General features: G+C 57.3%; 17 protein-coding genes. 2 read left to right on the forward strand and 15 right to left on the reverse strand.

Going from position 1 to position 19,292, the window contains the following annotated elements; all coding sequences use genetic code 11:
- Window positions 1-73: 73 nt before the first annotated feature.
- From HQ37_RS04085 to HQ37_RS04140, 13 genes are all read right to left on the reverse strand, one after another.
- Window positions 74-316, reverse strand: coding sequence for a hypothetical protein (locus tag HQ37_RS04085; protein ID WP_036880814.1), 243 nt, complete (start codon window positions 314-316; stop codon window positions 74-76).
- Between the two features lie 161 nt (window positions 317-477).
- Window positions 478-1,608 (reverse strand): metallophosphoesterase, encoded by a 1,131-nt coding sequence (locus HQ37_RS04090; RefSeq protein WP_036880816.1) that lies wholly within the window; start codon window positions 1,606-1,608, stop codon window positions 478-480.
- Window positions 1,609-1,645: 37 nt separating this feature from the next.
- Window positions 1,646-3,022: an MATE family efflux transporter gene (locus HQ37_RS04095; protein WP_235264634.1), complete on the reverse strand. Its 1,377-nt coding sequence runs from the start codon at window positions 3,020-3,022 to the stop codon at window positions 1,646-1,648.
- A gap of 298 nt (window positions 3,023-3,320) precedes the next feature.
- A complete protein-coding gene (locus HQ37_RS08185) occupies window positions 3,321-3,470 on the reverse strand; it encodes a DUF4295 domain-containing protein (protein WP_081951753.1) in 150 nt (49 codons plus the stop codon).
- A gap of 16 nt (window positions 3,471-3,486) precedes the next feature.
- Entirely contained in the window at window positions 3,487-3,675 is a 189-nt protein-coding gene (rpmG, locus tag HQ37_RS04100; protein ID WP_036880818.1) for a 50S ribosomal protein L33, read from the reverse strand.
- 21 nt (window positions 3,676-3,696) lie between these two features.
- Window positions 3,697-3,936 carry a 50S ribosomal protein L28 gene (gene rpmB / locus HQ37_RS04105; RefSeq protein ID WP_036880820.1) on the reverse strand — a complete coding sequence of 80 codons (240 nt, stop codon included), beginning with the start codon at window positions 3,934-3,936 and terminating at the stop codon, window positions 3,697-3,699.
- Between the two features lie 153 nt (window positions 3,937-4,089).
- Window positions 4,090-6,765: a glycoside hydrolase family 2 protein gene (locus tag HQ37_RS04110; protein ID WP_081951754.1), complete on the reverse strand. Its 2,676-nt coding sequence runs from the start codon at window positions 6,763-6,765 to the stop codon at window positions 4,090-4,092.
- A 110-nt stretch (window positions 6,766-6,875) separates the two neighbouring features.
- Entirely contained in the window at window positions 6,876-8,543 is a 1,668-nt protein-coding gene (locus HQ37_RS04115; protein WP_036880821.1) for a formate--tetrahydrofolate ligase, read from the reverse strand.
- Between the two features lie 127 nt (window positions 8,544-8,670).
- Window positions 8,671-11,076: an outer membrane beta-barrel family protein gene (locus HQ37_RS04120; RefSeq protein ID WP_036880823.1), complete on the reverse strand. Its 2,406-nt coding sequence runs from the start codon at window positions 11,074-11,076 to the stop codon at window positions 8,671-8,673.
- Between the two features lie 275 nt (window positions 11,077-11,351).
- Window positions 11,352-11,993 (reverse strand): hypothetical protein, encoded by a 642-nt coding sequence (locus HQ37_RS04125; protein ID WP_152566783.1) that lies wholly within the window; start codon window positions 11,991-11,993, stop codon window positions 11,352-11,354.
- Window positions 11,994-12,055: 62 nt separating this feature from the next.
- A complete protein-coding gene (locus HQ37_RS04130; RefSeq protein ID WP_036880834.1) occupies window positions 12,056-12,712 on the reverse strand; it encodes a hypothetical protein in 657 nt (218 codons plus the stop codon).
- Window positions 12,713-12,957: 245 nt separating this feature from the next.
- The gene (locus HQ37_RS04135; RefSeq protein WP_036880836.1) at window positions 12,958-13,605 is read right to left on the reverse strand and encodes an outer membrane beta-barrel protein; all 648 of its coding nucleotides are present in this window, start codon (window positions 13,603-13,605) and stop codon (window positions 12,958-12,960) included.
- A gap of 65 nt (window positions 13,606-13,670) precedes the next feature.
- A complete protein-coding gene (locus tag HQ37_RS04140; protein WP_036880838.1) occupies window positions 13,671-14,318 on the reverse strand; it encodes an outer membrane beta-barrel protein in 648 nt (215 codons plus the stop codon).
- 526 nt (window positions 14,319-14,844) lie between these two features.
- Between HQ37_RS04140 and HQ37_RS04145 the strand changes: the two genes are divergently transcribed.
- Window positions 14,845-15,399, forward strand: coding sequence for a DUF3575 domain-containing protein (locus tag HQ37_RS04145; protein ID WP_036880839.1), 555 nt, complete (start codon window positions 14,845-14,847; stop codon window positions 15,397-15,399).
- Window positions 15,400-15,497: 98 nt separating this feature from the next.
- Here the strand turns inward: HQ37_RS04145 and HQ37_RS04150 are convergent, their stop codons facing one another.
- Window positions 15,498-16,658 (reverse strand): TlpA disulfide reductase family protein, encoded by a 1,161-nt coding sequence (locus HQ37_RS04150; protein WP_160215065.1) that lies wholly within the window; start codon window positions 16,656-16,658, stop codon window positions 15,498-15,500.
- A gap of 175 nt (window positions 16,659-16,833) precedes the next feature.
- Here HQ37_RS04150 and HQ37_RS04155 point away from each other — a divergent pair, with 175 nt between their 5' ends.
- Complete coding sequence (locus tag HQ37_RS04155; protein ID WP_036880928.1) at window positions 16,834-18,012, forward strand: dicarboxylate/amino acid:cation symporter; 1,179 nt, start codon at window positions 16,834-16,836, stop codon at window positions 18,010-18,012.
- Between the two features lie 109 nt (window positions 18,013-18,121).
- Here HQ37_RS04155 and HQ37_RS04160 read toward each other — a convergent pair whose 3' ends face one another.
- Complete coding sequence (locus tag HQ37_RS04160; protein ID WP_036880841.1) at window positions 18,122-19,273, reverse strand: DNA/RNA non-specific endonuclease; 1,152 nt, start codon at window positions 19,271-19,273, stop codon at window positions 18,122-18,124.
- Between the last annotated feature and the right edge of the window lie 19 nt (window positions 19,274-19,292).

The following is a 19,292-nucleotide window of genomic DNA, read 5'->3' on the forward strand; positions in this document are numbered from 1 at the left end:
CACGCCTTCTCTTTTGCTTGGCTTCGTATATAGAGAAACCTCAGACTAGGGAACTAATCTTGTCCCCAGTAACTTACTTAACCTCTTCGGCCTTTACTTCCTGTACTTCCTCAACAACCTTTTCTGTAGCCTCCTGAGCAGCTTCGGCAGCATTCTCTACAGCTTCCTGAACAGCCTCAACAGACTTTTCGGCAGCCTCCTGAGTAGCCTCAGCAGCGTTTTCTACAGCTTCCTGGGCAGCAGCCTGTTTGTTCTCCTCGCAAGAAGCGAGACCAAGGACAGCTACAAGGGCAAAGAGAGATACGATCTTCTTCATTTTCGTTTTTGTGATGTAGTGAATAGCAATATTTACTAGATGTGCTTTGTCTAAAGCGGTGCAAATGTACGGCAAGTTTTAATACCAACAAAAGTTTTCCCGATCTTTTTTCTGATACACAGACTTTTACCCGACAAGTATTCTTCGCTGGATCTATTCAGCTACCAATAGAGATCGAGGACAAAGATTTCGCTGCGAGAGAGCACTCTATAAGGCCCTCCAGCTGCACCCAATCCACTATTAACAAACACCTTAGTTTCGCCATACTGAGCCCATCCGCTCACGATCCCGTACTTGAGCCACACAGCCAGGTGCATCGGCCAGATTTGCCCGCCATGCGTATGGCCGTAGAGAGCCAGGTCGATGGTCTCCCCCTCGAGCAAATCCAGCCCCTCGGGCGTGTGCTCGAGGAGGATCACAGGCCTCGATGTCTCGACCGAGTCCATGAGCTGAGCTAGCGTGGCCCGAGTATCATTCACATAGTCATCACGCCCGACGAGGGCCAGCAGACTATCGGCCGGGTAGACTACTTCGTCTCTAACAAGGCGTGCCCCTACCCGACGCACCCAGTCGATCTTCTTCTCCACCCCTGCCCGATACTCATGGTTTCCGAGCGTGTAGTAAACTCCCATAGGGGCTCTGAGGCGGCCCATCGAGGCAATCATCTCCGACGTCTCGGCATAGGAAGCATGGTGATCGATATAGTCCCCGCCGATGAGAATGAGGTCGGCCTCTTGCTGCATCACCTGCTCGACCGCTCGATCAATGTAGCTCTGGGTAATCCCCTGTCCAATGTGTAGGTCTGTCAGGTGCACGATGCGCAGCCGCCTCTCAGGGCGGACACCTGGCTCGGTCAGACGATCCAGGACAATGTGCTCGTGCCTGAGGCGTGGGTAGCGCACGTTATAGTAGCCCACACAAAGCATCAGTGGCACGATGCCCCCTGCTACAGCGAGCAGGAGCGAGAGGCCTCGCCGACGAACCGAGGGGCTGAGCCTTGACACCAGTCCGAGCCAACGCCTGTCGATCCAGAATAAGAGATCCCACAGCACGAGCCACATCATAGCATAGCCCATAGAGAAGAAGAGGGAGCTGCCCCCGACAGCATACAGATTGACCCATTCGTCTGTAACCACGAGCTGTAGCAGGAAGCCCAACAGATAGAGGACAAATTCGCCAATCATCGCCCGACGTAGCCACTTCACCCCTCGAGGCGAGAGTACAACGGGGGCTCTGAGGCCTAGATACAGATAGAGGATAATACGTCCAATGAGGGACTGCAGATATACCATAATGGTTGAGTTTTGGTGAATAGTCTTTGGATTGGGCCTAGGGCCTCATCTCCTGGTGCATCATGCGACGCATTTGCCAGCCGATAAGCAGCATACCGAGTATCCCCGAGCAGGTATCGGAGATCGCAGCAGCATACCATACCCCATCAACCCCCAACCTAGGGGGCATAACCAGGAGCAGAGGGATGAAGAAGAAGGTCTGCCTTGAGATGCTCAGCACAAAAGATCGCTGCACCACCCCGAGGCTCTGCAAGAACTGCGTTGCCGTAATCTGAAAGCCCACAAAGGCAAAGCCTACAAGGCATTTGCTTAGGGCATCCGAGGCCACAAGCATGAGCGTCTCGCTCTGCGTGAAGGCCGAGACGATAAAGGGGGAGAGCAGTAGGGCCGATAGGGCGATCACAAGGCCCACTAGGGTATTGATCGAGGCACACATGAGAAAGGTCCTGCGTACCCGATCGTAGAGCCCCGCTCCATAGTTGTACCCGACGATGGGTTGCATCCCCTGCGAGATCCCCAGCATGAGCATGACCCCAACCATCGCATAGCTGCTGATGATACCATACGCCCCAATGGCCAGATCCGCCTCGTGGCTGCTGGGGCTGTAGATAGCGAAACTTCTATTGAAGAGCACGCTTACGAGACTGCCCAAAAGCTGCACAGCAAAGGGTGAGAGCCCGATCGAAGCAATCGCCCACATCGGTGCCCAAGACAGACCGATATACCTACGGCGGAAGCGGATAACACTATCCTTGAGGAAGAAGTGCCTCAAGACGAACGCCGCCGAGACGGCCATCGCGATCACTGTTGCCCAAGCTGCCCCTGTGATGCCCCAGCCGAAACCATAGATGAAGAGCGCATCAAGTAGCGTATTGAGCACCGCCCCGATGAGCATGGTGTACATGGCCTTCGTCGGGTAGCCCGAGGCCCTCATGACAGCATTGTAGCTGAAGCAGAGAGTCATGAGGATATTGCCAGGGACGATGATCCGAAGATAATCTACCGCATATGGGATCGTCCGCTCACTACCGCCAAAGGCCTCGAGCAGCTCTCGCATCCAGATCATCGAGGGAATGATGGTCATCAGCTGGGTGATGAAGGTCAAAACGATCGCCTGACCGAGGATGCGCTCTGCCCCCTCTCGATCTTGCCGACCGAGTAAGATGGAGACCCGAGCTGAAGCCCCAGCCCCGATCAGCATCCCGAAGGCTTGCAGGAAGATCGTAATTGGGAAGGTCAAGGCTAGCCCTGCGATGGCATGCTCGCCCACGCCTTGACCGATGAAGATCCGATCGACTACATTGTACAGAGCCGTAACCATCGTCCCCACTGTTGCAGGGATGGCATAGTGCATGAGCAGCCGCCTCAGGGGCTGCTCGGAGAGGCGTCGTGTGCGCTCCTGATGATCCATCATAGTCATATCGTAACGTATAGGGGAGGCAGGGCCTCGCAGAGACCCTAATAGGATCGCAAGTGAGGTCCTATCTGAGCCTCGAGTGAGATCCTATCGAAGCCTCAAGGGCAAGCCCTCCGAGAGCTCGATCGAGCAGAAGAGCTTCGCTCACCGACGAAGCTACCGAGATCGAAACGCCGAGGGTGAGGGGGAATACGAAACAAGGGCGTTGCAGCTAGGTTCAAGCTCGCAACACCCTTGATGAGTAGCCTAGCCCTGAGGGCAAGGGGTGATTAGTCCGTCCTTTGAGAGTAATCGACTATGCGAAAAACTCCTGAACGGCTTCGTTGGGTACCATCTCTTCCATGAAGGTATAGGCACCAGTCTTGGGAGACTTAACCATTTTGATCACCTTCGAGTAGGTACGACCATCTGACTTCTTAAATGATGCAACCGCTTTCTTTGCCATTGTTCTAGTCTCCTAATTATTTGATTTCCTTGTGAAGGGTCATACGCTTGAGGATGGGGTTATACTTCTTCAGCTCCATGCGCTCAGTCGTATTCTTACGGTTCTTTGTAGTGATATAGCGAGAGGTACCAGGCATACCGCTATCCTTGTGCTCCGTGCACTCGAGGATCACCTGTACTCTATTGCCTTTTGCTTTCTTTGCCATTGTCGTGAACTCCTTATGAGGTTATGCGTTTAGATAGCCCTTCTCTGCAGAACGCTTGATCGCTGCATCGATACCAATCTTGTTAATGAGGCGCAGACCTGCTGCCGATACCTTAAGGATCACCCAGCAGTCGTTCTCTGGCCAGTAGAACTTCTTAGTAAAGAGGTTTACGTCGAACGTACGCTTCGTGCGTCTCTTAGAGTGCGAAACGTTGTTGCCGACCATAGCCTTCTTACCTGTAATCTGACAAATCTTAGACATTTCCTATATTATGTTAGTGTTATATTTTCGGTTCTGTAGCGTACTACATATACGAATCGGGGGACTGGCTACTCGCTAAGCATCATCGGAGTGAGGCGCAATCGACGTGCAAAGTAAGTGATTATTCCCGACATACACAAGTTGGTGAGCATTTCAAGGTCGATGTATTTGATTCATCGTATGCATCTTGATTCGAAGCTTTGTACCCGAGCGAAGGTCTGGATGGATGACCTCAATCTGACGTCTTTGTCCCCTAAGCATATCGAAACAGTTGTCCGAGAGGCGAACTGCACACAGCTCTGGCACTTCGATCACAAGATCCTTGACGAAGCTATCCGCCCGGAGCTCGATGATGGCCCTCCCTGCCTCTTGGCGCACGATGCGGTGCTGAATCTTAGCCTCAGGAAGCTCTAGAGCCTTCGTAGGCACTGCATACCATAAGAGCTCCGAAGTACCCGAGCTCGTCTTGAGCTCAAGATGTAGCACTCGAGAATTCAGACTCTCAGAAAGGCCTAGAGAGGCAAGACTATAACGGCCGAGCAACTGTGAGCTATTGGGCCGAAGAGACTCCCTCGAAAGGATGCGCTCTGTCAGGAGTTCACCCGAGAGTGCATAGACCCTTGAGCGCAGCCTCACCCCCGAACGGCCGTCGAGATCATCGAGTAGGCCATAGATCTCTAGTGTGTCTCCCCCTACGAGGCGCACACCGAGGGCCATCGGGGCATAAGCCCGTGCAGCAGTGTAGTGCATCGCTTTGTACTCGTGGTAGTAATCTATACTGCTCCACGAGACGGCAGGCCAGGCATCGTTGAGCTGCCAATAGAGCGAGCCCATACAGATGGGGCGATGGCTACGCAGAGTCCGCATGACCCGCTCCATTCCTCTAGCCTGGAGTACCTGAGATACATAAACAAAGTCTTCGAAATCTTTAGGAACAATGTAGTCCCGATCCATATACTCACGAATAAGGCCATTGCCCGTAGAAGCCTTCTGATGAACCCGCATTACAGGGGTCTCGAGGCCATAGTCCTCGGGCTCGGCAAAGCGAGCAATGCTCGGCATCGAGGGGAAGGACTGGAAGCCGAACTCACTGACCATACGCATCGGACGGTGGTCAAAGACCTCGAAGGGTTGCTTACCATACCACAACCCCCAGTAGTGGATGTCTCCGTGGGCAAAGCTCTCGGGACGACCCCAATTCGCCTGCATTGGAGAACCATGGATGTAGGCCTGCTCTGGTGCATGGGCTTGCACAACCCTAGGCAGGAGATCACCGAAGAGGGGGGCATAGCCCTCGACCATACGCTGGTAGTGCTCGGGGGCGAACTTACGCTGCCAGCCCCAGTACTTGAGGGCTTCCTCGACCTCATTGTTGCCACACCATAGGGCGATCGAGGGGTGATGCCTCAGTCGTTTGACCTGATGTACGGCCTCTGTACGGACATTGTCGAGGAAGTCTCGATCGCTCGGATAAGCCGTGCAGGCAAACATAAAGTCCTGCCAAATCAAGATTCCCGCCCGATCTGCGGCATCATAGAAGGCGTCATCCTCGTACACTCCACCGCCCCACACACGGATCATATTCATCTCGGCGAAGGCAACATCCTGCATCAATCGGTCGAAGTCCTCTGCTCTGCGTCGGGTAAGGAGCAGCTCGCCAGGGATATAGTTCGCCCCCTTGATGAAGAGAGGGTACTGATTAACCTCGAAGGAGAAACTCGTGCCGAGGCTGTCCGCTTCATTCACTAGACGAAGCTCTCGCAGCCCAACCGAGCGACTCAGACGATGGAGCTCGTACCCCTGGGCATCCTCGAGGCGCAGCTCGAGACGATAGAGATAGGGCTCGCCCCAAGGGCGAGGCCACCACAGCCGTGGCCGATCAACCTCGAGACTAATACGATGATTTTCCTGAGAGTCAAGCTCTTGAGTAGCCTCTTCCACAACCTTTCCTCGAGCGTCATAAAGTTGAGCTACGAGCCGATGCCCCCCTCGGGCCTCCCACAGCTCGACCTCGGGGCTGAGGCTGAGGTGAGCCCGCTGAGCCTTCCCTCTCTCATGCCAAGAGATCTCGGTCTCGATCCGACAGTCGTCGATACGACCCGAACGATAGGAGGAGAGGCGTACGGGCTGCCACGGGCCGATCGTAACGAGGCGCATCCCCCAGTCCCAACCGTAGTGATAGGGAGCTTTGCGGGTGAAGGGGCTGTAATGAATGGGGGCATGGTCGTTGTCGGCTGGGTAATTGAAGCCGTTGGAGAGGTACTGAGCATGTGCAGCCCTAAGGGGAGAGGTGAAGTGGATCACCAGGTGATGCTCCCTCGTCTTGGCCAGGAGGTCTGTGATATCGATGCGCTGAGGGACGAACATATTGCGGCTACGGCCAATCAGCTGCCCATCGAGGTAAATATCGGCATAGGTGTCGAGCCCCTCGAGCTCGAGCCGATGCCTGAGCTCAGGGTCTACGCCCTCGGTCTCTAGGGTGAAGCTAGTACGATAGACCCAGTCTCGCTCGCCTGGCCACTGTACCCGAGCCTCGTTGTCTCGATACCAGGGCTGGGGTAGGCGACCCTCGTCGATGAGGGATTGCTGCACGAGCGAGGGGACGGAGGTAGCGTACCAAAGGCTGTCCTCAAGGGCCTTGTACTGCCAGCTCTGCAGCAGGGCACTCTTACCAGCCTCGGGACGGATGGGGGTGGGGCTTAGGGCCAGGGTTGTGCCCTGCACTGGGGCTTGGGGGATATGGGGTCTTGTGGGCATAGCCTGTAGGGATGTCCAGCCCCCCATGCAGAGCACGAGGGCTAGGGCGGTTCTAAGTCCTTTGTTCATCATCTTGGGGTCTCTTTTGTGATGTATGGCTCAAAGATAGGCAAAAGGGGCGATAGGGGCGAGGCCAATGGCTCGCCCCTATCGCCCTTCTAGCCCCACGGGAGAGGGGAGGGCTAGCTCAGCCCCTCGATGAAGCCATCGACCAGGTCAATTCGCTCTGCTTGGGGAGACTTGGGAAGCCCTGGCATACGCATGATAGAGCCCATCACCAGGACGATCATCTCCGCCCCACAGTTGATCACAATATCTGCGACCTCGAGGTCGAAGTCCTTGACGCTGCCGTAGGCCTTGGCATCTGAGGAGAAGGAATACTGCGTCTTGGCGATGCAGATCGGGAAGTCGCCCCAGCCATGCTCGGCAATGCGGCGCAGCTGCCTCTGAGCCTTGGCACTAAAGCTCACCTGGCGAGCTCCGTAGATCTTGCGGGCGACGGCCTCGGCCTTGTCCTGAATGCTCGCCTCGAGCGGATAGGTGAACCGTAGGGGCTGCGACGGACGACGCTCGATAGTCTCGACCACGAGGCGGGCTAGGGCCTCAGCCCCTGCGCCCCCCTCGGCAAAGGCTGTATTGACAGCAAAGCCCACGCCCCGAGCAGCACAGTGCGAGCGCACGAGCTCGATCTCCTCCTCGGTATCGGTGGCGAAGCGGTTGAAGGCCACGACAGCACTCTGCCCGAAGTGGGCAATGTTGTCGAGGTGTCGATCCAGGTTAGCCAGTCCTCGAGAGACTCCCTCGAGGTTGGGGGCTTTGAGCTCTGTCTCGGGCACGCCGCCGTGCATCTTGAGCCCGCCGAGCGTCGCCACCACGACGGTAAGGGCGGGCGAGAAGCCTGCGGCACGGCACTTGATGTTGTAGAACTTCTCTGCCCCGAGGTCAGCCCCGAAGCCCGCCTCGGTAACGGCATAGTCGCCATAGGTGAGGGCCATGCGTGTGGCCAGGATCGAGTTGCAGCCGTGGGCGATATTGGCGAAGGGGCCTCCGTGGATGAAGGCGGGGGTATGCTCGGTCGTCTGAACGAGGTTGGGGCTGATCGCCTCCTGTAGGAGGACGGCAATAGCCCCTGCCACGCCCAGGTCTCGCACGTAGAAGGGTGCACCCGAGTGCGTGTAACCCAGGAGGATATTCTCCAGGCGACGGCGCAGATCCTCACGATCTCGGGAGAGGCAGAGGATGGCCATGATCTCGGAGGCAGGGGTGATGTCGAAGCCACTCTCGGCAGGCAGCCCATTGGCCGAGCCTCCGAGGCCTGTTACGATGCTGCGCAGCGAGCGATCATTAACGTCCAGCACACGCTTCCAGAGCACCTCGGAGAGTCCCTTCGAGGCATCGGCCCTATGCTGGTAGATATAGTTGTCCAGGAGAGCGGTGATCATGTTGTGCGCCGAGGTGATAGCGTGGAAGTCGCCCGTGAAGTGCAGGTTGATGCGCTCCATGGGCAGCACCTGGGCATAGCCTCCGCCAGCCGCCCCACCCTTCATGCCGAAGCAAGGGCCGAGGGAGGGCTCGCGCAGGGCCACGACAGCCCTCTTGCCTATTCGATTGAGCCCGAGGGCTAGGCCGATCGAGACGGTGGTCTTGCCGAGGCCTGACTTCGTCGGCGTGATAGCGGTAACGAGGATGAGCTTGCCTTGGGGCTCTCGACCCTCTAGGGCAGAGAGCGATACCTTGGCGATGTGGTGCCCGTAGGGCTCGAGCTGCTCGTGGCTGAGGCCTAGACGCTCAGCGACCTGGGTGATCGGCTGGAGGACGACCTCACGTGCGATCTCAATATCTGTCTTCATTGCTGTAATGTATAAGGGGTTTGTAAACCTAACCGAAAGACAAATATACACAATTAGCCACTCGATCGACGCCTCTCGGGGGACAAAAACTCATCCTCTAGGCAAGAGAGACCCGGCAAAGGTCTCGCTAGAAGCGATCCTCGCTGGAGTCGCTGCTGAGGCTCTTGCGGGGCGACTTGTCCTCGACCTTGCCAAACTTGTAGGAGACAGAGATATAGAGCGTGGGGTATTCGTAGCGATTGTTGAAGTGGATCTCAGCTCCTCGCATGCGAGAGACGCCTTTGTAGTTCGTCGTCCAGAGGTTCAGGGCCTGTAGCGAGAGGTTGAGGCGTCGCTGCATCAAGCTCCAGCGCAGGCCTCCACCCATGTAGGGCTGAGGCTCGACGGTGGAGTTGGAGCTGTACTGACGTCCGTTGTAGCCTGCCCAGAGGTAGGCGGTCAGGGTGCGAGCTTTGTTGAGGATGAGGGTCGAGGAGGCATTCACATTCCAGTCCTCCCCCTTAGCCTCGAAGGGCAGAGCTGGGATGATGCCCCAGGAGCGAACGTAGCCATAGCGACCATTGAGCGAGAGGCTGACGGAGCGGCTTCTGTCCCAGTACAGCGAGCCAGTGAGACCGAGGAAGGTCTTGCTCTGCGCATTCTCTTTGCGAGAGACGATCACATCGCCCTGCATCTGAGGTACGGAGAGGACCTCTGACCTCTTCTCCTCCAGCAGGACGCCCAAGGTCAGCATGCTGCGGTACGAGTAGCCTGCCTTGAGGGCATAGTTCGTTGCCAGCCCAAGATCAGGGTTACCCACATAGTGCAGGTTGGGCGAGATCATCCAAACGAAGGGGTTGAGGGCGGCGAACTGAGGCCTCGAGAGCCCTGAATTGAGCGTAGCGAAGACCCTGTGCCGCTCCGAGAGGCTATAGTCCCAGTGCAGCGAGGGCAAGAGGTGTAGGTCGGTCGTCTGCTGAGAGCTCTGCCCCCCAAGGGCGGTCTCTCGCCAGGTAAGTGGCAGCTGAAGGCCGGCCCGAGCCCACATCCGCCCCCCCTTAGGACGCCAGGTGAGGCTTGCATAGGGCATTACCCAGGCCTCGGTATAGACAAAGTGCGCCCCCTGCTCGGGCATCGAGCCGCTAATGTAGTTGCGTCGGTTGTTGGTTTGACTCCAGGCGGACTTCTGCCCCAGCTCAAGGATCCAGGCCCTATCTGCCCTCAGGGGCAGGTAGAGGTCGAGGCTGCTGGAGAGCCCTGCGGTAGAGATGGCATCCCGATCTCTGTAGCCAGGCAGGGCCTTGGGCTCTAGGGCTGGGCGCAGCTCCTCGAGACTACGCTCGCCATCCCGATCGCTCCAGTAGCTATAGCCCGAGAGGTCGAGCCAGAGCTGAGAGCCCCGAGGGCTAAACTTGAGCTCGGAGTAGAGGGTGGCGTTGAGCTTGTGCTGTAGATCCCGATTGTGCTCCTGAGAGAGGAGCTTGAGATCCAGCTGCCTCGTAGGCAGGGTGTAGTAGAGCTCCGAGCGATCGAAGTCCGACCGATTGTCGATGTAGTTGTACTTGGCGAAGAGGCCTACATTGCCCCTCTGGCCCAGCTCCCTCTGCAGGGTGAGGCGAGCCTGGGCGAAGCCCCTCGTCCCTGTACTGGGGGCGAGGACTTCACGCTCCTGCTGGGGGTAGAGATACCTAGATCGCTCGCGATGCTTGCTGCCCGACTGATTGCCCGAGAGACCGAGGGATGCACCCCAAAGCCCTCGGTTGAAGAGGGTTGTGCTATAGAGTGCATCACGGAAGCTCTTCGGCTCGCTACTGGGCATGGCCTCTGCACCGACGACCCCGCCGAAGTACTCCGAGAAGGCTGAGATCATGTGCAGCGTGATCATGGCCGTATTGCCATCCGCATTGTAGCGTAGGGGCGGGTTGAGCGAGACCTCGACGGACTTGACCAGTCGGGCATCGTAGCCCTTGAGCAGGTCGGGCAGCTCCCTCGCCTCGACCCTCTGTAGGACGTTGCCGATGCGCAGGACGATATTGCCCTTGCCCACCACCTTGAGGTCATCCCCCTGCACGATGATGTGGGGAAGGCCACCCAAGAGGTCGAGGGCATTGTTGCGAGTCTTCCTCATCTCGGTAACATCTACGATGAAACCCGTCGGCAAATTCTTCACCTGCACCGGACGGCCCTGCACGAGGAGGGTCTGCAGCTCCTCGAGCCGCTCCTGCATGGTGATCTGTAGCCTTGGACCACTATGGGGCAGGGTGATCTCCTGCTCGTGTCCCTTGTAGCCCAGGGAGGTAACCACGAGGATGTAATGCCCTCGGGGAGCTGTGAGGCTCCAAGTCCCCTCGGCAGAGCTGATGGCGTGGGTCTGTAGCTTCGGCTCTCCCTCGACCTGGCGCATGAGGGTAAGGGTTGCATACTCTACGGGTGCGCCCTGGGCGTCGATGAGCCGGCCCTCTAGGCGATGCTGCTTGCCCTCCTCGGGGGCGGTCTGTGCCACGAGAGGGGTAGCACAGAAACAGAGGATGAGGCTGAGTAGAATGGGTCTCATAGGGTTCTTGTTCTTCGGGTTGAGTTCGTTTTTCGACGAGCTGCGATAGATGTTGTAACACGACGTCAAAGTAACAAAAAAAATCAAGATCCAAGGCTTCTCCGAACATATTCGTAGGGAACAGAGATATAGAGCGTGGGAGAGGGGGAGGGAAGGCTGGCCCTTGGGGCGAGGGCTAGGCGAGGGAGGGGGCGAATGCCCCCGAACGTGCCCTCGGATGAGGGGCAGTTAGAAGGAGTAGCCCACACCCATCCTGAGCCTCTGAACCAACTGGATCAGTTGAATAAAATCGCTATCCGCAGGAAGAATGCCCCCTGGCTCGAGGAGCTCCGCTCATAGACAGAGCTATCCGCATGACCTACAGGATACCTATAGCCGAAGGAGGTATAGGAGTACCCCAGAGACGGAGCGATCCCTACACGACCCAAGAGGTGGGGGAGCTCCCAGCCAACGGCAAGCGAACCGAGGAACTTAGGGTAGAAGGTCTCATTGGACGAATTCCTCCCGAACGAGTCGGTCAGCGTCGAGAGTCTCGTCGAGAGCTGAAGCCCTCGCAGGCTAGAGAGCGGCCTATACTTGAGCTCCAGATGCCAGCCATGAAGGCCGAGGGACTCGGGATTGCTGTAGGCCATCCTGTAGACGCCGACCCCCACCTGTAGTCCATCCAGCCTAGGAAGGTGTAGCCCAACGGTGGCATAAAGGGAGGCGAAAGTGTCTTCGCCATGATGTAGCCCTTTGTAGAGTGCGGTATTCGTTACAGAGCCAGGCTCGAAGCCTACCTCGCCCCATATCCCCCTGCGATCGTAACGCCCCTGTGCATTCAGCGCTCCACTGATGAGGGCGCAGACTAGGAGCAAAACACACCTCACGCTCATGAGGGAGGCTATCGGATGCGGGTCATACTGCTTTCTCTTCATTGTTCATCATATTTTGCTGTAAAAACGAGATCTATAGGTCGGGGTGTCCCGGTGTATGTAGATCAGAAGGAGTAACCAATCGAGAGATAGGGAGTAGTCTTCCGACCAGCGGCGTAGAAGTGGGTGAAGAGGCCCTCGAGCCTATGTACCGACAGCCCTGCCCCCAGGGTGATCCCGCCTCTAGAGACGAAGCGATAGCCAATGCGCCCATAGTAGTGATTGGCAAGCTTGCTCCCAGGGCTGGCCAAGAGCTCAGCGGGCGTGGGGGTCTCGCCCAGGGTCTTGCGGGAGGAGTGGAAGTTCACCCCTACGGAGAAGTAGTCGAGAGCGATGCCGCCGCCAAGCTCGAGGAAGTGCCTCCCCTTGCCGTGGAGGTAATTCGCCTCCACCCCCAGGGAGTACTCCTGGAGGTCACCGAAGTCGTAGAGGGCTCGATCCCTATTCCCCTCGTCGTCGGAGGGGAGATAGGTAGACAGCCTCCAATGGACGAACCCCGAGCCCGTCTGCTTGCTGGAGCTGAACCCATAGCCCAAGAAGCCTCTGAGGCTCAGATGATCCTCAGCAGAGAAGCTCAACAACCTCTGCTCATACGATAGGGTGATCCCTCTGGTCTCTGCCCCAAGGCTGAGCGAGAGAGCCCTCCCCCTGGCAGCATCCTGTGCACTGAGCGCACAAGGGAGTAGGAGTGCGCAGGCGATGCTGAGTAGTCGTTTGTTCATATTAGATCACGATAGAGTGTGATAGGATAATAGACGACAGCCCTCTCGAGGGAGGTCTATTCAAAAACCGCTTAACAAAGATAGCACATTAACCAAATAAACACCTACCTCCGCAGAATTATTCGTAAATACCTCGCCCCTCCTCTAGGAGAGTCTCAAGGCTATTGGTGCAGATCGATATAGGGGGCTTATGCGCTGCTGTAGCAGCGCATAAGCCCCCGAACGTGCCCTCGGATGAGGGGCAGTTAGAAGGAGTAGCTCAGGCCGACCCTCAGGCCATTGCCCCAGCCCGCCTCGGTATTGAAGCCCCAAGCCCCCTCACGACTCTTGCCATCGAAGGTATAGGTTTCGTCCAGCATCTTATTCGAGCGATAGCCCAGGAGGCCATAGCCCAGCTCTACCGACCAGCCTCGGGCGAAGCGATAGCTCAGCCCAGGTCTTAGGCCGACGAGCCAGCGAGACGACTGATAATCGACCCTAAGCTTACCATAACCAGGATCACCAGGAGGCAGGGCAGCATCAACCGTATTGGACACCACCTTGTAAGGGCCTGTAATCCCCCAAAGGCCGACGGCTGAGAGCGTCAGTCTGAGCTGAGGCAAGAGCTCGAAGCCCCTCGAGAGGGATAGCTCGAGGCCCGTAGTATGGCACACGGCCCAGTCGCCCCGTGCCGAGGCTAGAGGGAGATGTAGTGCACCGCCCACGCTCCAACTCGAGCCAAAGTGGTAGCGTACGGAGGGGATGAGGGCTGCGCCCATAGTCCGATCGCTCTCACGGGCAAGCGTGCCATACTGGGCAGAGAGGCCGATCGTCCAGCGAGGGTGATCCTGGGCCGAGAGGTTCGTCCACAGCCCCGAGAGGAGGCAGAGGACGAGGAGTGTCAGTCGTTTCATTGTCTTGGACGTATTTATGAGATTAGAATAAGAACTATAGCAAGAGAGGCACTAGACACAAGGGGTTAGAAGGAGTAACTCACGCCGACCCTCAAGCCATTACCCCAGCCCACCTCGGTATTGAAGCCCCAAGCCCCCTCACGGCTCTCGCCATCGGAGGTATGGGTCTCGTCCAACACCTTATTCGAGCGATAGCCCAGGAGGCCATAGCTCACCTCTGCCGACCAGCCTCGGGCGAAGCGATAGCTCAGCCCAGGCCTTAGGCCGACGAGCCAGCGAGAAGACTGGTAGTCTATTCGAAGCTTGCCATAATTGGGATCTAGAGGGGAGAGGGACGCAACGACAGTATTAGAAACCACCTCGTAAGGGCCAGTAATCCCCCAAAGGCCGACGGCCGAGAGCGTCAGGTGAAGGTCCCTCTTCACCTCAAACGCCCTCTGTAGGGAGAGCTCTAGACCCGTAGTGTAGCACACGGCCCGATCACTCTTCGCCGTCGCCCAGGGGAGGAGTAACGCACCGCCCACGCTCCACCTCGAGCCGAAGTGATAGCGTACGGAGGGAGTGAGGGCAGCAGCCTTTGGCCGAAAATTGTTCTCAATAAGCGTGCCAGACTGGGCAGAGAGGCCGATCGTCCAGCGGGGGTGATCCTGAGCCGAGAGGTTCGTCCACAGCCCCGAGAGGAGGCAGAGGACGAGGAGTGTCAGTCGTTTCATTGTCTTGGATGTATTTATGAGGTTATTAAAGATCATGAGGGATTATCATTACACTTTAACAGGTATTGGCATCTAGAGATTGCCTAAACAGTCCTCCAAAGGTAGGGTATTAAAACAATATAAAACCTGAAAGCATGATTGAGTTTATAAATAGATCTATGCTCCGCTAGAGCTTGAGGGCTCGAACTCTAAGCCTGGGGAGAGAGGCTGTACAAGTGATCAGGAGCGTGCTAAAGCCCTCGCGCTAAGCCCAGTATGGAGGTCACCAGGATCGCAACAGAGACCCAAATAGGATCGCAATAGAGACCCAAGTAGGAGCTCCATCGAGGTCTAAGTAGGAGCGTAGCAGAGGACTCAGATAGGAGCTCCACAGAGGTATCAATAGGATCGCAAGAGAGGCGTAAGTAGGAGCAGTAGGGCTGTGATTTTTTTTTGGGGGGGGAATTATTCATATCTTCGCCGCCGATTTTTCCTCAGCCCCATCGGCCTCCAGGATGCGAGAGGGGCTAACCCACTACATTATTTTATGATGAACAAAAAACTAGTATTCCTCCTCCTGAGCCTCCTCTTCATCGCCGAGGCTCAGGCACAGCGATCCCTGGGTGTTGAGCTCGGGACGGTCAATGCCCTCAGCTACACCTCCAAGCTCAGCAGGCACTGGGCCTTCAGTGCTCGTCTAGGCCTAGAGCTGGACGACCCCACTGTGCTGAGGGAGGGGCTGAGCCCCACCCTCTCGATCGAGCCGATGTACACCCTCTCTTCCCGCCCCGAGTCTCGCTACTATCAGAGAGGGGCTTATTTCGGTCTGCATCTCTTCGGCCGTCTTCCCCAGCTAGACCCCGTGGGCGTCAGGTACTCCGATGAGTATCTCTACACCAATGCCTACCTCAACTTCGGGTTTGCCCCCACCTTTGGCTGGGTGCTCCCCCTGGGCGAGCGATCCTATCTGCGGGCCTCACTAGGCCTGGGCTTCCTCTGGGCACAGTACAGGCACACGAGCGGCGAGGCTTACTGGGATAGCAGCGCAGGGCGCAATACGCTCCCCCTCCTCTTGCAGGCAGTCTATAGCTTTAGATTCTGACCCCTCTGAGGCTAAGCCAAATGCCAAGGGGCTACAGTGCACGATGCACTGTAGCCCCTTGGCGTTGTAGAGCATTGGGGGATAAGCCCCAGGGTTGGCTAACGCTTGCCCTTGACCCGGAGCGAGCCCTTGTGCTGCTTCATGAGCTCATCGAGCTTCTTGCTGATGGCATCACCACGCAGATCACGAGCCACCACGGTACCATCGGGCGCAAAGAGGATGATCTGAGGGATGCCGTCGATGCCATAGAGCTCAGTAGCCTGCTTCTCTGAGAAGATCTGAGGCCAAGAGATATGGTCGTCGGCGACGGCCTTGAGGTGATCCTCCATCTTGTCCCAGACGGCTACGCCCACGATCTCGAGGCCACGCTTCTTGTACTTGGCATAAACCTTCTTGAGGTTAGGAGCTTCGCCACGGCAAGGGCCGCACCAGCTAGCCCAGAAGTCCACGAGCGTGTAGTGGCCCTGACCCACATACTTGCTGAGCTTGAGGTCTGCCTTGTGGTCGTCTGCGAAGTCCACGAACATCTTCCCGGCCTCGGTAGCCTCACGAGCCTTGAGCACCTTGAGGATGCGCTCGATCTTGGCATTGTTGAGTACCTTCTCACCAGCCATAGCGGTCAGCTCGGCAGCCTCGGTAGCATTCGAAACCGAGCGCAGCAGGGCCGAGAGGGCACGCACACCGAGGATGTCATTGGGGTGGGCAGCGAGCAGCTCTTTGTTGTAGAGGTTCATCTGCTGCTCGTAGCGATCGACTACCTCCTGGTACTTCTGCTCGGCAGCCTTCTTCTCCTTGGCAGGGGCAGCAGGATCTTGCAAAAGTGCAGAGAGAGGAGCTACCTCCTCCTCGGCCTTGGTCTGGTAAGCCTTGACCTTGGCTGAGTGTGCCGAGAGGGCATCATTGAGCGGAGTCCCCTTGGCCGAGAGCTCAGCCATATCGACAGAGATCTGACCTGGCTCGAGAATTACTGGGGTGCGATGGCCTCTAGGCCTCACACGTACCATCAGTACCCCCTCGGGCAGGCTATCCACCACGGGACGCTCGGCGAACTTAAAGGTGAAGTCCTTCACCAAAGCACTGTCGATAGGGCCTGGGACATTGTTGGCATAGAGGTAAACGTACAGTCCCTCAACGCCCTTGAGCGAATCAACCTGAGGGATCGTCCCACTAATCGTATAGCCAGTGGGGGCAGAGGGCTGCTGGCAGGCGGTGAAGAGGCCAGCTGCGAGCAAAGCGATTAGAGACAGTTTCTTGTTCATAAGCGATAAGTATTGATGAAACATCGCAAAGGTAATTAAATTCCCTCTCATCTCTCTGCATTTCAGAGGAAACAATCATTGAGGCAGAGCGATACAGCTAGAGGCGAAATTGATTAATTTTGCTCCGAGGCCTCGACCTCTAACCTATTCACTTATCCTGACACGCATCGTACGTATGAAACCAATCCGTATCGGCCTCCTGCCCCGCATCCTCATCGCCATCGTGATGGGGGTAACCCTCGGAGGATGGCTTCCCCTGGGCCTAGTCCGCCTCTTCTCGACAATTAACGCCCTCTTCAGTGAGCTCTTGAGCTTCTCCATCCCCCTGATCATCCTGGCCTTAGTAACCGTGGCCATTGCCGACATCGGCCGTAGCGCAGGGCGGATGCTCCTGATGACCGTCTCGATTGCCTATGGGGCGACGCTGCTCTCGGGTCTGATCGCTTTCGGCACAGGGATGCTTACCTTCCCGAGCCTCATCGACAGCAGCACCCCACTACAGCAGATGGAGGTCAGCACGGTCGTAGAGCCCTACTTTAGCATCTCCATCCCTCCACTGATGGGGGTGATGACAGCTCTCGTTACCGCCTTCGTCCTGGGGCTCGGCCTCGCCTCTCTCGAGAGCGTGGCCCTCAAGAGCGTAGCCCGAGACTTCAAGGAGATCATCACACGCCTGATCGCCTCGGTCATCATTCCCCTGCTGCCGATCTATATCTTCGGGATCTTCGCCTGCATGACCTCGCTGGGGCAGGTGTACAGCATCCTCGAAGTCTTTGTCAAGATCATTGGGGTGATCTTCGTCCTGCATATCGGGCTCTTGCTCTTTCAGTTCACCATCGCAGGACTGATCACTGGGCGCAACCCCCTACGCCTGCTCTCGACCATGCTGCCCGCCTACTTCACCGCCCTGGGGACGCAGTCCTCGGCAGCTACGATCCCCGTCTCGCTCGAGCAGACCCGACGCAATGGGGTCTCGGACGAGGTCGCTAGCTTCGTCATCCCCCTCTGCGCTACCATACACCTCTCGGGCAGTACGCTCAAGATAGTCTGCTGCTCGCTGGCTCTGATGATGATGCTGGGAATGCCGATCGACGGCATGCAGTACATCGGCTTCATCTGTATGCTCGGGGTAACGATGGTAGCCGCCCCAGGCGTCCCCGGAGGGGCTATCATGGCCTGCCTCGGCATCCTACAGTCGATGCTCGGCTTCGACGAGGGGGCGCAGGCCCTCATGATCGCCCTCTACATCGCCATGGATAGCTTCGGCACAGCCTGCAACGTAACGGGCGACGGAGCGATCGCACTCATCGTCGATCGCCTTAGCCAGCGCAGCCGAGCTCGGGCAGCGGCCTAGCCGCCCTCGAAGATCCTCCCCTTCGGACGACAAAGACTTGGTCTCTAGAGACAATTTGGGGAGGGCTCGCTATGAGCCCTCCCCAAATCGCAGGAGTTTACCAAGACAACTACAGACCAGGCCAAAAGCTAGCCTCTGGAGCTTCAGCCTCGACACGCTCCTCAAGCCTATCCTCGAGGTTGTGGAAGAGGTCTAGACCCGTGCGCTGCTCCAGCTCGTCGATCGAGATCGCCAGCGAGGAGAGCTCCAGTAGTGCGGGATACTTCTTGTGATCTGTCCAGAAAGCAATCGCCTTGTAGAGATCCCCTCGCTTGAGCAGGAGAGCCATCCAGTAGTGCTTGGGCACTACCATCTTGCCTCGGATTCTCTTGGGCTCGACCTGGTCATCACGGATCGTCCCCCCCTTGGCCACATAGAGAACCTCTCGAAATGCCCCGTCTCGACCCCAGTCTTGCACCTTCTGCTCGAGCCGAGACCATACCCCTGCATTATGATCCTGTCGCTGAGGGCTCATGTTGGTGTAGTAGAAGGTCTGCTCGTTGGCCTCACGACTGTAGTAACGATCACTCGAGGCGACCATATGACCTCGGCTGAAGCCCGTACCTCTGAACCAATGATCCTTATTATCAAAGCCTGTAGCGTACTCCTCGGGCACTTTCGGATCCCAAGCCCAAGCGTCAGTGCGCTTGGGGTAGTTACGGGCCGACGTAATGGGGTCGAAGGTCAGGGCAACCCAGCGAGGATGCCGACGCTGGACGTCGTACTCGAGAGAGAAGTTTACCACACCCTCACTGTAGTGGGAGACAAAGTAGTTCCCATCAGCCTCATTGAGCTTGGGGACTTCGATGCGGGCGGCATCGCCCTGGATATGCTTTCCACTGGTCTGCTCGATCTTGAGCACCTTGGTCTCCGAACCCGAGGCGAAGTGCAGCTCCGCAGTACGCAGCCCACCCTCATTGCGCTCAAGCACAATGGCAATGCTCTGCTCTGCTCCTATGCCTCCCTCGATGCGATCGGCCTTGACCCATGCGGCAGCCCCCTCGGGAGCGATCTTCATCCGCCAGGGACTAGAGGCACTCACCCGAACGAAAAAGGCATCTCCACCAGCAGGCGAGACCTTCTTGTCGGCCTCCGAGCCCAGGAACTGCACGACAAGCGGCCCATCAGGCCCGGGGATGTCGGGCTTGGACTTAGGATCGCAGCTCGCCAGCAGAGCCAGGGCCAGGAGGCTGACCAGTAGACGACTAAACAAATGCTTCATATCTCAACGGCTCTTGGGG

The sequence above is a fragment of the Porphyromonas sp. COT-239 OH1446 genome, from assembly GCF_000768875.1.
Taxonomy (GTDB): Bacteria; Bacteroidota; Bacteroidia; order Bacteroidales; family Porphyromonadaceae; genus Porphyromonas.